Here is a 14,666-nt window from a genome sequence, read left to right as displayed (position 1 = left end):
GGACACCACCCTCCGTCCCACGAAAGAAGAGGCCCCGCCGAAGCGGGGCCTCTTCTTTCGTGAAGGCGCTCAGAAGGTGAGCGCCTTCTCCATGATCGCGGCGTGCTCGCGGGCGTGGACCTTCGGCGAGCCGGTCGCCGTGGAGGCGGCCGAGGAACGCGAGATCCGCTTGATCGTGCGGCCGTGGAGGTGCTTGACGACCTCGAGCGCCATGAACGGCCAGGCGCCCTGGTTCTCGGGCTCTTCCTGGACCCAGAACAGCTCGGCGTTCGGGTAGCTGTCGAGCACCGCGTTCAGCTGGTCGATGGGGGCCGGGTAGTACTGCTCCAGGCGGACGAGCGCGACTTTCTCGTTCGGGTTCTTCTCGAGCTCGGCGGCGAGGTCCCAGTGAATCTTGCCGGAGTGCAGCAGCACCCGGCTGACCGCCTCGCGGTCGAGGGAGCGGCTGTCGTCGATCACCGGCTCGAACCGGCCGTCGAGGAAGTCCTCGACGGGGCTCGTGGCGTTGCGCAGGCGCAGCATCGCCTTCGGCGTGAAGACGACGAGCGGCCGGCGCGGGCGGGCGTACGCCTGACGGCGCAGCAGGTGGAAGTACGACGCCGGCGTCGACGGACGTGCGACGGTCATGTTGTCCTGCGCACACATCTGCAGGTAGCGCTCGATGCGCGCCGACGAGTGGTCGGGTCCCTGGCCCTCGTAGCCGTGGGGGAGCAGGAGCACGACGCCGGACTGCTGGCCCCACTTCTGCTCGGCCGAGGAGATGAACTCGTCGATCACCGACTGGGCGCCGTTGGCGAAGTCGCCGAACTGGGCCTCCCACAGCGTGAGGGTGTCGGCCCGCTCGACCGAGTAGCCGTACTCGAACGCCATCGCGGCGTACTCGCTCAGGAGCGAGTCGTACACGTAGAAACGGCCCTGGTTGTCGCTCAGGTTCGCCAGCGGCAGCCACTCCTGACCGTTCGCACGGTCGTGCATGACGGCGTGACGCGTCACGAACGTGCCGCGTCGGACGTCCTGACCGGCGAGGCGGACGTTCGAGCCCTCGACCAGCAGCGAACCGAACGCGAGCAGCTCGCCGAAGCCCCAGTCGATCTTGCCGTTGCGGCTCATGTCGTGCCGCTTCTCGAGCAGCTGCTGCAGCTTGGTGTGGACCGTGAAGCCCTCGGGCTTGTTGACGAAGGCGTCCCCGATGCGCTCGATGACGTCGCGGGCGACCCCGGTGGTCTCGGGCTCACCGACGGCCCTGTCGGCCGGTTCGTCCGCCGCGATGACCGGCGAGGTACCGGTCTGGGCGGCGTGCGTCTCGGCGAAGGCGATCTCGAGGCGGTTCTGGAAGTCCTGCTTGGCCTTCTCGTACTCCTCCTCGGTGATGTCGCCGCGACCGACGAGCGCCTCGGTGTAGAGCTTGCGCACCGAGCGCTTGGCCTCGATCAGGTTCGTCATGAGCGGCTGCGTCATCGAGGGGTCGTCGCCCTCGTTGTGACCGCGGCGCCGGTAGCAGACGAGGTCGATCACGACATCCCGGTTGAACTCCTGCCGGTAGCGGAAGGCGAGCTCGGCGACGTGGACGACGGCCTCGGGGTCGTCGCCGTTCACGTGGAAGATCGGCGCCTGGATCGTCTTGGCGACGTCGGTCGCGTAGATCGACGTGCGCGCGTCCAGGGGGAGCGTCGTGAAACCGACCTGGTTGTTGACGACGACGTGCACCGTCCCGCCCGTGCGGTAGCCGCGCAGACGCGACATCTGCAGGGTCTCCATCACGACGCCCTGGCCGGCGAAGGCCGCGTCGCCGTGGACGAGGATCGGCAGCCACGAGAACGAGCCGATGGGGAGGCGGTCCTGCTTGGCGCGGACGATGCCCTCGAGGACGCCGTCGACCGTCTCGAGGTGCGAGGGGTTCGCCGCGAGGTAGACGGGGAGCTCCTCGCCGCCGTCGGCGACGAAGGTGCCCTGGGTGCCGAGGTGGTACTTGACGTCGCCCGAGCCGCTCTTCGAGCCGACGGCGACGGACCCCTCGAACTCGCGGAAGATCTGGCTGTAGGTCTTGCCGGCGACGTTCGTGAGGACGTTGAGGCGACCGCGGTGGGCCATGGCGATGGCGGCGCCGTCGAGGCCCTCGGCCGCCGCGCCCTGCAGGATCTGGTCGAGCAGGGGCACGAGCGACTCGCCGCCCTCGAGGCTGAACCGCTTCTGGCCGACGAACTTCGTCTGCAGGAAGGTTTCGAACGCCTCGGCCTCGTTGAGCTTGCCGAGGACGCGCAGCTGCTCGTCGTGGCCGGGCTTCTGGTACTTGACCTCGAGGTTGTCCTGGAACCACTTGCGCTGCGTTGGGTCCTGGATGTGCATGTACTCGACGCCGATGGTGCGGCAGTACGAGTCGCGCAGGATGCCCAGGATGTCGCGCAGCTTCATCGTGCGCTTGCCGCCGAAGCCGTTCGTGACGAACTCGCGGTCGAGGTCCCAGAAGGTCAGGCCGTGGTTCTCGATCTCGAGGTCGGGGTGCGTGCGCTGCACGTACTCGAGCGGGTCGATGTCGGCCATCATGTGGCCGCGGACGCGGTAGGAGTTGATGAGCTCCTGTACGCGAGCCGTCTTGTCGACGCGCTCGGCGACGTCGACCTTGATGTCGCTCGACCAGCGGATGGGGGAGTAGGGGATGCGGAGCGCCGCGAAGATGTCGTCGTAGAACCCCTCCTGGCCGATCAGCAGCTGGTGCACGATCTTCAGGAACTCGCCCGAGCCGGCACCCTGGATGACGCGGTGGTCGTAGGTGCTCGTGAGCGTGATGGTCTTGCCGATGCCGAGCTCGCCGAGCGTCTTCTCGCTCGCGCCCTGGAACTCGGCCGGGTAGTCGAGGGCGCCGGCGCCGATGATGCAGCCCTGGCCCTTCATCAAGCGCGGGACGGAGTGGACCGTGCCGATGCCGCCGGGGTTGGTCAGCGAGACCGTCGTCCCCTGGAAGTCCGCCGCGGTGAGCTTGTTCTTGCGGGCGCGCTGGACGAGGTCCTCATAAGCGGTGAGGTACTCGCCGAACGTCAGCGTCTCGGCCTGCTTGATGCTCGGCACCATGAGGGCGCGCGTGCCGTCGGGCTTCGGCAGGTCGATCGCGATGCCGAGGTTGATGTGGGCGGGCGCGACGACGGACGGCTTGCCGTCGACCTCGGCGTAGTACACGTTCTGGGTCGGGAAGGCCTTCAGGGCCTGGATGAGCGCCCACCCGATGATGTGGGTGAAGCTCACCTTCCCGCCGCGCGTGCGGGACATGTGGTTGTTGATGACGATGCGGTTGTCGATCATCAGCTTCGCCGGGATCGTCCGCACGCTCGTCGCGGTCGGGACGGTGAGGGACTCGTCCATGTTGGCCGCGAGGGTCTTCGGCAGTCCGCGCAGCGGGGTGACGGTGTCCTCGAGGACGGCCTTATCCGCGGCGGGTGCGGCCTTGGGAGCCTCGGCCGGGATCGGCTGCGGAGCGGCCGGACGCGCGGTCGTCCGGGCGACGGGCGGGGCGCCGGCCGCGGCGGGACGGTTCTCCGCTGCGGGGGCCGCCGGTGCGGAAGCCGGTGCGGCGGATCCGGCCGGTGCGGATGCCGCCGGTGCGGGTTCCGTTGCGGGTGCGCCGGAGGCTCCGTCAGGGGTGTAGGCCTCGAGGATCGGCCACCACTCCTTGTCCACCGAGTTCTTGTCGCGGCTGTACTGCTCGTACAGCTCCGCGACGAGCCATTCGTTGGCTCCGAACTCCCCGTCGCTCGTAGTTCCCACGCCGGTCGCCTGACTGGACACGGTTCCGCCTGCTTTCGTCGTCGACGTTCGAAATGTGCGGTGCCCGCGCGGCCTCGCGCACAGAGATCAAGGGTATCCCAGGTTCGCGCGCGCCCGACCCGCTCACGCCGTCCGGCGCAGGGGCTCGACGGTCGCCTAGCGTGGGAGTATGCACTTCTCCGGTGAGCGGCCCGCAGGCGACCTGACCTACTCCGACGTGTTCCTCGTCCCGCGACGGTCGGACGTGACGAGTCGCCTCGACGTCGACCTCTCACCCGGCGACGGGACGAGTGCGACGATCCCGCTCGTCGCCTCCAACATGAACTCCGTCACGGGACCGCGCCTCGCGGCGACCCTGGCCCGTCGCGGCGGGCTCGCGGTGCTGCCCCAGGACATGCCGCTGCAGGAGGTCGACGCGGCTATCCGGTGGGTCAAGGACCAGCCGGTGCGCTGGGACACCCCGCTCGTCCTGCCGCCGGAGGCGCTCGTGTCGGAGGCCGCCGCACTCCTGCCTCCGGCCGCGGGTCACGCCATCGTCGTCGCGACGTCCTCCGCGCACGATGCGGGCGCACCGCGGGTGCACGTCGACGACATCCTCGGCATCGTTCCCGCCGAGCGGCTCGGGACGGCCCTGCCGGACGCGCGGCTCGGCGACCTCGTGCGGGGGCGGGCGGCATCCATCGACGCCGACGACGTGGACACTGCGCGGGCGGCCTTCGACCTCCTGGTCGCGGCGGATGCCGACATCGTCACGGTCCTGCAGCACGGCCACCTCGTGGGCACGCTGTCGCAGCGGACGGCCCTGCGCTCCTCGCTGTACCGGCCGGCGGTCGACGCGGACGGACGCCTCATCGTCGCCGCAGCCGTCGGGATCAACGGCGACGTCGCGGCGAAGGCGCGCGCCCTTGCGGCCGCCGGTGTCGACGCGCTCGTCGTCGACACCGCGCACGGTCACCAGGAGAGCATGATCCGGGCGCTCCGCGCCGTCCACGCCGAGGGTCTCGACCTCCCCATCGTCGCCGGCAACGTGGTCACCGCCGAGGGGGTCCGCGACCTCGTCGAGGCGGGCGCCACGATCCTGAAGGTCGGCGTCGGCCCGGGCGCCATGTGCACGACCCGCATGATGACGGCCGTCGGCCGTCCGCAGTTCTCCGCCGTGCTCGAGACCGCCGAGGCGGCGGCCGCCGCCGGTGCCCACGTCTGGGCGGACGGGGGTGTCCGCTACCCCCGGGACGTCGCCCTGGCCCTCGCGGCGGGCGCGGCATCCGTCATGATCGGCTCGTGGTTCGCCGGCACGATCGAGTCGCCGGGCGAGCTGCGGGTCGACGCCGACGGGCGGGTCTTTAAGGAGTCGTGGGGCATGGCGTCGACGAAAGCGGTACAGGGACGCTTCGGTCGCCTCGACCCGTTCGAGCGCGCCCGGAAGGAGCTGTTCGCCGAAGGCATCTCGTCGTCGCGCATCTACCTCGACCCTTTGCGCCCGAGCGTCGAAGACCTGCTCGACATGATCACCTCGGGCGTGCGTTCGTCGTTCACGTACGCCGGAGCCGCGACGGTCGCCGACTTCCACGAGCGGGCGACGGTCGGTTTCCAGTCGGCGGCGGGATACGAGGAGGGCAAGGCCCTGCCCGTCAGCTGGTGAGCCGCCGCCCCCGGGCGGGGGCGGGCGTGCCGTAGAATCGTCCGCACAATGGACGACCCTCCCAGTAGACCCTCGCCCCACCGACCCTGCTCCCCGATGATCGGGGGTGACGTGTGATGGACTACGTCATGTTGGGCGTGGGGCTGCTCCTGACCGTGGGAACCGGTCTGTTCGTCGCGAGCGAGTTCGCCCTCGTGAACCTCGACCGCGCCGACCTCGAGGCGCGCCGCGCCGCCGGCGAGAGCCGTCTGTCGCTGACGATCAACGCGCTGCGGATCACCTCGACGCACTTGTCGAGCGCGCAGCTCGGCATCACGCTGACGACGCTCCTGACCGGTTACACGATGGAACCGGCGCTGTCGAACCTGCTGAACCCGGTCTTCGCCCTCTGGGGCGTGCCGGAGGCGGCATCCCGTCCCATCGCGACCGTCGTGGCGATCACGGTCGCGACCGTCTTCTCGATGATCATCGGCGAGCTCGTCCCGAAGAACTTCGCGCTCGCCGTCCCGCGGCAGACCGCGAAGCTCGTGATCGGGTTCCAGACGGTCTTCACGACGGTCTTCCGCCCCGCGATCCTCCTCCTCAACGGCAGCGCCAACGCGGTGCTGCGTGCCATGGGCGTCGAGCCCAAGGAGGAGCTGTCGGGTGCCCGCACCGCCGAGGAGCTGTCGAGCCTCGTGCGGCGCTCCGCGAGCGCCGGCGTCCTCGAGGAGGACACCGCGTCGCTGCTCGATCGCACCCTGACCTTCTCGCGGCTCACGACCGCCGACGTCATGACGCCCCGGCCGAGCGTCCACGCCGTCGCCGCCGACGACAGCGTCGAGGAGATCGTGCAGCTGGCGCGCCGCACCGGCCACAGCCGGTTCCCCGTCTACGGCGAGTCGATGGACGACATCACCGGCATCGTCCACCTCAAGCAGGCCGTGTCGGTGCCGCGCGAGCGTCGCGCCGACGTCCCCGCCGCCGCGATCGCGCAGGAGCCCCTGCGCGTCCCCGAGGCGGTCCACCTCGACGGCCTCATGTCCGAGTTGCGCTCGCGCGGGTACCAGATGGCGATCGTCGTCGACGAGTACGGCGGCACGGCGGGTGTCGTGACGCTCGAGGATCTCGTGGAGGAGATCGTGGGCGAGGTGCTCGACGAGCACGACCGCAGCCGCGCGGGCGTCGTGCGGGCGAAGGGGTCGATCATCTTCCCCGGCGACCTGCGTCCCGACGAGGTGCTCGACCGCACCGGCATCCGCGTCCCCGAGGGTGACGTGTACGACACCGTCGGCGGCTTCATCATGGCCACGCTCGAGCGCATCCCGGCGGTCGGCGATCAGATCACCCTCGAGGACGGGACCATCACCGTGCAGCGGATGGACGGTCGCCGCGTCGACCGCGTCAAGTTCGTGCCCGCTCCCGTGCCGGTCGGCGCCGAGACCGAAGGGGGTGAGCGCCGATGAGCGACTGGGCCGGAATCGCCTGGCTGGTCGTCCTCCTCGTGGCCAACGCCTTCTTCGTCGGCGCGGAGTTCGCCGTCATCTCGGCGCGACGCTCGCAGATCGAGCCTCTCGCCGAGAAGGGGTCCCGCTCGGCGAAGACCGCGCTGTGGGCGATGGAGCACGCCACGCTCATGCTCGCCACGTGCCAGCTCGGCATCACGATCTGCTCGCTCCTGATCCTGAACGTCTCGGAGCCGGCGATCCACCACCTGCTGGCCGTGCCGCTGGAGGCGATCGGTCTGCCGTACGCGGTCGTCGACGTGACCGGTTTCGTCATCGCGCTGCTGCTCGTGTCGTACCTGCACGTCGTGTTCGGCGAGATGGTGCCGAAGAACCTCGCGTTCTCGCTGCCGGACCGCGCGGTCCTGCTGCTCGCGCCGCCGCTCGTGTTCGTCTCGCGGGTCTTCCACCCGGTGATCGTCGCGCTCAACTGGATCGCGAACCACGTCGTCCGGCTGTTCCGCGTCGAGCCGAAGGACGAGGCCGCCTCGACCTTCACCCTCGACGAGGTCGCCACGATCGTGAACCAGTCGCGCATCGAGGGTGTGCTCGACGACGCGTCGGGCGCCGTCGCGATGGCGGTCGAGTTCACCGACAAGAAGGCGAAGGATGTCGCGGTCCCGCTCTCGGAGCTCGTCACCCTGCCCGAGCACACGACGCCCGACGAGATCGAGCGGGCCGTGGCCCGTCACGGGTTCTCGCGCTACGTGATCGTCGACGACGAGGGGATGCCGCTCGGTTACGTCCACCTCAAGGACGTGCTGCGCGCGGCGGACGGGGCGGATGCCGAGGCGACGGTCGACGCCCCGATCAAGCCGAAGCGCATCCACCACATGATCCCGATCGGCGAGGCCACCGACCTCGAGGACGCGCTCGCGCTCATGCGGCGTTCGAGCCGCCACCTCGCGCAGGTGCGCGATTCGGCGGGGGAGACGACGGCGGTGCTGTTCCTCGAGGACATCATCGAGGAGCTCGTCGGCGAGGTGCACGACGCGACGCGGCGCCTCTGAGGTCGCCGGCGACGCGTCGCGGGGCGGCTCAGCGTCGCCGGGCACGGAGGTACTGCGGCGGCCACAGCGTCGCAGCCTCCGCGTCGCCGAGCTCGTCGGCGGCGCGCAGAGCGAAGTGGGGGTCGCGGAGCCAACCGCGACCGACCATGACGGCGTCGGCGAGCCCGTCCTGCAGGATCGTCTCGGCCTGCGCGCCGTCGAGGATCTCGCCCACCGCCGTGACGAGGAGTCCGGTGCGCTCGCGTACCGTGGCCGCGAACGGCACTTGGTAGCCGGGACCGGTCGTGATGCGCTGGTGGGCGACGAGGCCGCCGGTGGAGATGTCGATGACGCTCGCGCCCCGCTCACCGACCCAGGCGGCGACCGTCGCCGTCTCTTCTACGCCCCAGCCGCCGTCGGCCCAGTCGGTGGCCGAGAACCGGACGGCGATCACCCGGCTCGGCGCGGCCTCGCGGACGGCGGTGACGACGCGCAGCAGGAGGCGCGCACGGTTCTCGAGCGATCCGCCGTAGGCGTCGGTGCGCTCGTTCGACAGCGGCGAGAGGAACTGGTGCAGCAGGTAGCCGTGGGCGGCGTGGACTTCGAGGAGATCGAACCCGGCCTCGTCGGCGCGGCGGGCGGCCTGCGCGAAGGCGTCCACGAGGACGTCGATGTCGCCGTTGGTCATCGCGACCGGCTGCGCGTAGCCGTCGAACGCGATCGCCGAGGGGGCCACCGTCGTCCAGCCGCCCTCCGCGGGGGCGACGGAGCCGCGGGCGTCGTCCCACGGCCGGTGGGTCGAGGCCTTGCGGCCCGCGTGCGCGAGCTGCACTCCGGCGAGGGCGCCGCGGGCGTGGATCGCGGCGACGATCGGAGCCCAGGCGTCCCGCTGCGCGTCGTTCCAGAGCCCCGCGTCGTGCGGGGTGATCCGCCCCTCCGGGGTGACGGCGGATGCCTCGGCGATGACCACGCCCGCACCGCCGGTCGCGAACTGGGCGAGGTTCACGTGGTGCCAGTCGTTCGGCACGCCGTCCACCGCCGAGTACTGGCACATCGGCGAGACCCACAGGCGGTTGCGCGCGGTGGCGCCGGCCAGTTCGAGGGGGCGGAACAGCAGGGTCATGGGCGGACTCCGTCGCAGTAGGGTGGGCGCCATGGCGGCGCGGGGATGGACGAGGGCGGACACGGCCGAGGTCGTCTTCGGGCCAACGGCGGACGACGACAAGTATTCCCGCGGTGTGGTCGGCCTGCGGACCGGATCGACGGCCTTCCCCGGTGCGGCGGTGCTCGGCGTCGAAGCCGCCTGGCGGACGGGCGTCGGCATGGTGCGCTATCTCGGACCGCAGCGCGCGGCGGACCTCGTACTCGCCCGGCGCCCGGAGACGGTGACCGCGGACGGTCGCGTGCAGGCGTGGGTGGTCGGGTCGGGGACGGATGCCGCGCACCGCTCCGCGCGCGAGCGCGCCGCGCTCGGCGGCATCCTCTCGGGGGAGGTCCCCGTCGTGGTCGACGCCGGCGCCCTGGATCTCGCCCCGGCGGCGGCTGCGCCGGTCGTGGCGACACCGCATGGCCGCGAGCACGAGCGGCTGCGGCGGATGCTGGGGCTCGACCCGGACGTGGACGATGCGTCCGAGACGGCGGCCGTCCTCGGCGGTGTGGTGGTACGGAAGGGCGCGATGACGGTGGTCGCCGCGCCCGGCGAAGAGGCGATCGGGATCACGGCTCCCACCTCGTGGCTTGCGACTGCCGGCACCGGCGACGTCCTCGCCGGGACGGTCGGTGCCGTGATCGCCGGCGTCGTCGGGCGGGGCGGGGCGCCGGGCGACCTGGGCGCGCTGCAGCGGGCCGCGGCATCCGCTGTCTGGCTGCACGGCCACGCGGCGGCGCTCGCCGTCGCCGCCCACCGCGGCGGACCGATCGCGGCGCTCGACGTCGCGGAGCACCTGCCGTACGCGGTCGCCGAGGTGCTGGCCGGCTGACACGCGTCGGTCGGCGGCGCCCGTAGGCTGGGCGCGTGACGAACCGCGTGCTGCTGTGGACCGTGTTCGTCCTCGTCCACGCGGGTGTCGGCCTGCTGGGGTTCCTCCTGCCGAACGAGCCCATGGGCGACGTGTACCGCGTGTACGAGCCGTGGTCGCGCGCGGTGTTCTCGGGCGGCGGCGTCGTGGGCGTGACGCAGGACTGGGTCTATCCCCAGCTCGCGCTGCTGCCCATGCTGCTCGCCCATCTGCCCGCCGGCCTCGTGGGCGACTACACGGTCGGCTGGGCCGTGCTCGTGACGCTGGTCGACGCGGTCGCCTTCGGTGTGCTCGTCGGCCGCGGACGCTCCCGCGGGCGCGTCGTCGCCGCCGTCTTCTGGCTCGCGGCGATCGTCTGCCTCGGCCCCGTCGGCCTGTATCGGATCGATGCGGTCTCGGTACCGCTGGCGATCCTCGGATGCCTGTGGCTGTTGCGCCGGCCCGCGCTCGCCGCCGCGCTCCTCGCGGCCGCGACCTGGATCAAGGTGTGGCCCGCCGCCCTCCTCGCGGCGGCCGTCGTCGCGGTGCGCCGCCGCGCGAGGGTGATCGCCGCCGCAGCGCTCGTGAGCGTCGCGGTGCTGGGTGTCGTCGTCGCCGCCGGCGGAGCGGACCACGCGCTGGGATTCGTCACCGGGCAGACCGGGCGCGGACTGCAGGTCGAGGCGCCCGTGAGCGCGCCGTACGTCTGGGGTGCGCTGCTGGGCGCCGACGGGTCGGCGGTGTACTACGACCAGGGCCTGCTCACCTTCCAGGTCACCGGCCCGCAGGTCGACCTCGTCATCGCCGCGATGACGCCACTGCTCGCCCTCGCGGCCGCCGGCGTCCTCCTGCTCGGGACCTGGCAGGTGCGTCGCGGAGTGCCGTTCGTGCGCCTGTTCCCCGTCCTCGCGCTCGCCCTCGTGCTCGTGCTCATCGTCGCGAACAAGGTCGGGTCGCCGCAGTTCCACACCTGGCTGTTCGCCCCCACCGTCCTGGGCCTCGTGATCGACCGGCGCCGATGGGTGGCTCCCGCCGCCCTCGTGCTCACGGCCGCCGCGCTCACCCAGCTCGTGTATCCCGTCCTCTACGGCGGCATCATCACACCGGCGGTCCTGCCCGTCGCGGTCCTCACGCTCCGCAACCTCGTGCTGGTGGGCCTCCTGGTGTGGATGGTCGCGCGCCTCGTCCGCCTTCCCGCATCCGTGTCCGCTCCCGTCCGCGTCGCCCCCTGATCCCGGAGGTCCTCCCATGCTCGTCGCCTTCTCCGTCGCCCCCTCCGGTGACGGCAACCCGGACGGTTCCGTCCACGACGCGGTCGCCGCGGCCGTCACGGTCGTCCGCGCGTCGGGGCTGCCCCACCGCACCACCAGCATGTTCACCGAGATCGAGGGGGAGTGGGACGAGGTGATGGCCGTCGTCAAGGGCGCCGTCGACGCCGCGCAGCCCTTCGGTTCCCGTGTCTCGCTCGTGCTGAAGGCCGACATCCGCCCGGGGTACACCGGCGAGATCGACGGCAAGATCGCCCGGTTGGAGACGGCGATCGAATCGATTCGTGGCGAGCAGGGGAGCGGGACTACGATCTCGGAGTGATCTCCGCCCCCACGCGTCCCCGCCGCGCGCTCCTCGCGCTCGCCGTCGGCAGCTTCGGCATCGGCATGACCGAGTTCGTCGTGATGGGGCTGCTCCCCGAGATCGCGCGCGAGCTGCTGCCCGCCGCGTGGGCGAGCTCGCAGGAGGACGCGATCGCGCAGGCGGGGTGGCTCATCACGCTCTACGCGCTCGGGGTGGTCATCGGAGCGCCGACGATCGCGGCATCCGTCGCCAAGTACCCGCGTCACCGCGTCATGATCCTGCTCGCGGCGGCGCTGACGCTGTTCAACGCGCTGACCCTCGTGCTGCCGACGTTCGAGCTCGTCGCGGCATCGCGCCTCCTGGCGGGACTGCCCCACGGCGCGTACTTCGGCATCGGCGCGCTCGTGGCCGCCGACGTCATGGGTCCGGGGAACCGGGCCAAGGGCGTCGCCTTCGTGCTGACCGGTCTGACGGTCGCGAACGTCGTCGGCGTGCCGCTCGGCACCTTCCTCGGGCAGAACCTGGGCTGGCGGTGGGCGTTCGTGCTCGTCGTCGCCATCTTCGCCGCTGCGACCGCCGCGATCGCCGTGACGGTGCCGCGCCGGGCGGGGGAGCCTTCGCGCACCCTCCGCGCCGAGCTCGGGGTGTTCCGCATCGGACAGGTCTGGTTCGCGCTCGGGATCGGCGCCATCGGCTTCGGCGGCTTCTTCGCCGTCTACACGTACGTGTCGCCGCTCGTGACCGAGGCCGCCGGGTCGCCCGCGTGGGTCGTCCCGATCACGCTCGTGATCCTCGGGATCGGGATGACGGTGGGCAACCTGGTCGGCGGGCACCTCGCCGACGTCGACCTGATCCGCGCGATGTTCGGGCTGCTCGGCCTGCTGGCGCTGTCGCTGCTGCTGCTCGCCCTGACCTCGGGGTGGATCGTGACGGTCGTGATCTTCGTCTTCGCGGTCGCCTTCGCCGCGTCGGCGGTGAGTCCCACCATCCAGACCCGCCTCATGGACGTCGCCGGCGACAACCAGTCGATCGCCGCCGCGCTCAACCACTCCGCCCTCAACACCGGCAACGCCATGGGAGCGGCCCTGGGCGGTGCCGTCATCGCCGCGGGGTTCGGCTTCGCGGCGCCCGTGTGGGTCGGCTTCCTCCTCGCGCTTGCCGGGCTCGGCATCGCCGCGCTCAGCGTCACCCTCGAGCGGCGGCACGCCCGCACACCCGCTCTGGTCTGACACGCCGCAGCGGGCGGCGCAACCCCGTCCGCGACCGAGCCTGCGACTCGCTAGCGTCGAGCCATGTCCCGTAACTCGCGCCGGTTCGCCTGCACACCCGACGACGTGTTCGCCGTCCTGGCGGACGGCTGGCTGTTCCCGTCATGGGTGGTCGGCGCGTCCCGCATGCGTGAGGTCGCCGACACGTGGCCGCAGGTGGGCTCTCGGCTGCACCACTCGTTCGGCGTCTGGCCGGTGCTCATCGACGACGCGACCGAGGTGCTCGTCTACGACCCGCCCCGCCACGTGCTGCTGCGGGCGAAGGGATGGCCGATGGGCGAGGCCCAGGTCGACATCCAGGTCAAGCCGCACCGGGACGGGTGCATCGTACGGATCCAGGAGGAGGCGGTCGCGGGGCCGGGCAGCCTCGTGCCGCAGCCGCTGCTCGATGTCGTCCTGCAGCTGCGCAACCACGAGACGCTGCACCGGCTCGCGTACCTCGCCGAGGGGCGGGCCGCGCGGCCGACGGACGAGACGACCGCCGAGGACGAGGGCGTCGCCGAATGAACGACCTCGACGTCGTCGTCGTGGGGGCGGGCCCCAACGGCCTCGCCGCGGCCGTCACCCTCGCCCGTGCGGGCTTGGCCGTCCGCGTCTACGAGAAGGGCGCGACGATCGGCGGCGGAGCTCGCACCGCCGAGATGACCCTCCCCGGGTACCAGCACGACGTCTGCTCCGCCGTGCACCCGCTCGCCTTCGAGAGCCGCTTCTTCCGCGAGTTCGGCCTCGGCCGCCGCGTCGAGTTCGTCGTCCCGGAGGCCTCGTTCGCGCATCCGCTCGACGGCGGTCGCGCGGGCGTCGCCTACCGTGACCTCGACCGCACCGCCGACGGCCTGGGCCGCGACGGCGACGCCTACGCGCGGCTCCTGCGCCCGCTCGTCGAGCGTGCGTCGGAGGTCGCGGACTTCACCGGGCATCCGCTGCTGCGGGTGCCGCGGCATCCGCTCGCGGCGGGCTGGTTCGGCGCCCGCACGCTGGAGCAGGGGAGTCCGCTGTGGAACGCCCGGTTCCGAGAGGATGCCGCGCCGGCGCTGCTCACAGGGGTCGCCGCGCACACGATCCTGCCGCTGCCGAGCCTCGCCGGTGCCGGGGCGGGCCTCGCGCTCACGACTTACGCCCACGCACGCGGCTGGCCGATCCCGGTCGGCGGCAGCCAGGCGATCGTCGACGCGATGGCCGACGACCTGCGCGCCCACGGCGGCGAGATCGTGACCGACCACGAGGTCACCTCGATCGCCGAACTGCCGCCGGCGCGCGCCGTGCTGCTCGACGTCATCCCGCGCGCGTTCCTGCGGATGGCCGGCGACGCCGTGCCCGCGGGGTACCGCGGTGCGCTCGAACGGTTCCGGTACGGCGGGGCGGTCGCGAAGGTCGACTTCGCCCTGTCGGGACCGGTGCCGTGGGCGAATCCCGAGGTCGCGGCGGCCGGCACGGTGCACGTCGGGGGCACGCGCGCCGAGGTCGCGGCATCCGAGACCCTCATCGCGCATGGGGGCCTTCCGGACGCGCCCTACGTGCTCGTCGCGCAGCCCTCGTCGTTCGACGCGTCGCGCGCGCCGGCGGGCGGCCACACCCTGTGGACGTACACGCACGTCCCCGCGGGGAGCACGGCCGACCGGGCCGAGGCCGTCATCCGGCAGATCGAGCGCTTCGCCCCCGGCTTCCGCGACCTGATCCTGGCTGTCAGTTCGCGGAACGCCGTCGAGGTCGAAGCCGAGAACCCGAACTACCCCGGCGGGGACATCGCGGCGGGGGCTCCCGCCCTCTGGCAGCTGCTCAAACGGCCGGTCGTGTCGCGTGAGCCGTGGCGCACGCCGCTCGACGGGGTCTACCTGTGCTCGGCGTCGACGAGTCCGGGGCCCGGTGTGCACGGCCTGGCTGGGTGGCATGCGGCGAGGTCGGCGCTGCGCCACACGTTCGGCACGCGGATCTCCCCGGATCTCGCGCCGCGGTAG

11 protein-coding genes are annotated in these 14,666 nt (G+C 71.9%); 9 read left to right on the top strand and 2 right to left on the bottom strand.

Going from position 1 to position 14,666, the window contains the following annotated elements:
* Positions 1-69 precede the first annotated feature (69 nt).
* Positions 70-3,780, bottom strand: a complete 3,711-nt coding sequence (locus Q9S36_RS05680) for a multifunctional oxoglutarate decarboxylase/oxoglutarate dehydrogenase thiamine pyrophosphate-binding subunit/dihydrolipoyllysine-residue succinyltransferase subunit (RefSeq protein WP_311284282.1) — start codon at positions 3,778-3,780, stop codon at positions 70-72.
* Between the two features lie 148 nt (positions 3,781-3,928).
* Between Q9S36_RS05680 and Q9S36_RS05675 the strand changes: the two genes are divergently transcribed.
* From Q9S36_RS05675 to Q9S36_RS05665, 3 genes are all read left to right on the top strand, one after another.
* Positions 3,929-5,401, top strand: coding sequence for a GuaB1 family IMP dehydrogenase-related protein (locus tag Q9S36_RS05675; RefSeq protein WP_311284281.1), 1,473 nt, complete (start codon positions 3,929-3,931; stop codon positions 5,399-5,401).
* Positions 5,402-5,517: 116 nt separating this feature from the next.
* A complete protein-coding gene (locus tag Q9S36_RS05670; RefSeq protein ID WP_311284280.1) occupies positions 5,518-6,846 on the top strand; it encodes a hemolysin family protein in 1,329 nt (442 codons plus the stop codon).
* Positions 6,843-7,895, top strand: coding sequence for a hemolysin family protein (locus tag Q9S36_RS05665; RefSeq protein ID WP_311284279.1), 1,053 nt, complete (start codon positions 6,843-6,845; stop codon positions 7,893-7,895). Before Q9S36_RS05670 ends, Q9S36_RS05665 begins: the two co-directional genes overlap by 4 nt.
* Before the next feature lie 28 nt (positions 7,896-7,923).
* On the opposite strand, the gene Q9S36_RS05660 is transcribed toward Q9S36_RS05665, so the two are convergent.
* On the bottom strand, positions 7,924-8,997 hold the full coding sequence (locus tag Q9S36_RS05660) for an NADH:flavin oxidoreductase/NADH oxidase (protein WP_311284278.1): 1,074 nt from the start codon (positions 8,995-8,997) through the stop codon (positions 7,924-7,926).
* Between the two features lie 22 nt (positions 8,998-9,019).
* Between Q9S36_RS05660 and Q9S36_RS05655 the strand changes: the two genes are divergently transcribed.
* The 6 genes from Q9S36_RS05655 to Q9S36_RS05630 all read left to right on the top strand — a co-directional run bounded on the left by Q9S36_RS05655 (position 9,020) and on the right by Q9S36_RS05630 (position 14,666).
* Complete coding sequence (locus Q9S36_RS05655; RefSeq protein ID WP_311284462.1) at positions 9,020-9,853, top strand: ADP/ATP-dependent (S)-NAD(P)H-hydrate dehydratase; 834 nt, start codon at positions 9,020-9,022, stop codon at positions 9,851-9,853.
* Positions 9,854-9,888: 35 nt separating this feature from the next.
* Positions 9,889-11,103, top strand: a complete 1,215-nt coding sequence (locus Q9S36_RS05650) for a glycosyltransferase 87 family protein (protein ID WP_311284277.1) — start codon at positions 9,889-9,891, stop codon at positions 11,101-11,103.
* Positions 11,104-11,119: 16 nt separating this feature from the next.
* Entirely contained in the window at positions 11,120-11,461 is a 342-nt protein-coding gene (locus Q9S36_RS05645) for a thiamine-binding protein (protein ID WP_311284276.1), read from the top strand.
* On the top strand, positions 11,458-12,672 hold the full coding sequence (locus Q9S36_RS05640; RefSeq protein ID WP_217531128.1) for an MFS transporter: 1,215 nt from the start codon (positions 11,458-11,460) through the stop codon (positions 12,670-12,672). Before Q9S36_RS05645 ends, Q9S36_RS05640 begins: the two co-directional genes overlap by 4 nt.
* A gap of 63 nt (positions 12,673-12,735) precedes the next feature.
* A complete protein-coding gene (locus Q9S36_RS05635; protein WP_064001434.1) occupies positions 12,736-13,218 on the top strand; it encodes an SRPBCC family protein in 483 nt (160 codons plus the stop codon).
* Positions 13,215-14,666, top strand: coding sequence for an NAD(P)/FAD-dependent oxidoreductase (locus Q9S36_RS05630; RefSeq protein WP_311284275.1), 1,452 nt, complete (start codon positions 13,215-13,217; stop codon positions 14,664-14,666). Before Q9S36_RS05635 ends, Q9S36_RS05630 begins: the two co-directional genes overlap by 4 nt.

The sequence above is a fragment of the Microbacterium sp. ARD31 genome (assembly GCF_031844425.1).
The sequence above is the reverse complement of the archived record's forward strand: the minus strand, read 5'-3'. Positions and strand labels throughout refer to the sequence as shown.

Coding starts and splice junctions, on each gene's coding strand:
- Q9S36_RS05635 (WP_064001434.1), top strand. CDS start 12,736: ATGTCCCGTAACTCGCGCCGGTTCGCCTGCACACCCGACGACGTGTTC.
- Q9S36_RS05665 (WP_311284279.1), top strand. CDS start 6,843: ATGAGCGACTGGGCCGGAATCGCCTGGCTGGTCGTCCTCCTCGTGGCC.
- Q9S36_RS05630 (WP_311284275.1), top strand. CDS start 13,215: ATGAACGACCTCGACGTCGTCGTCGTGGGGGCGGGCCCCAACGGCCTC.
- Q9S36_RS05645 (WP_311284276.1), top strand. CDS start 11,120: ATGCTCGTCGCCTTCTCCGTCGCCCCCTCCGGTGACGGCAACCCGGAC.
- Q9S36_RS05660 (WP_311284278.1), bottom strand. CDS start 8,997: ATGACCCTGCTGTTCCGCCCCCTCGAACTGGCCGGCGCCACCGCGCGC.
- Q9S36_RS05670 (WP_311284280.1), top strand. CDS start 5,518: ATGGACTACGTCATGTTGGGCGTGGGGCTGCTCCTGACCGTGGGAACC.
- Q9S36_RS05675 (WP_311284281.1), top strand. CDS start 3,929: ATGCACTTCTCCGGTGAGCGGCCCGCAGGCGACCTGACCTACTCCGAC.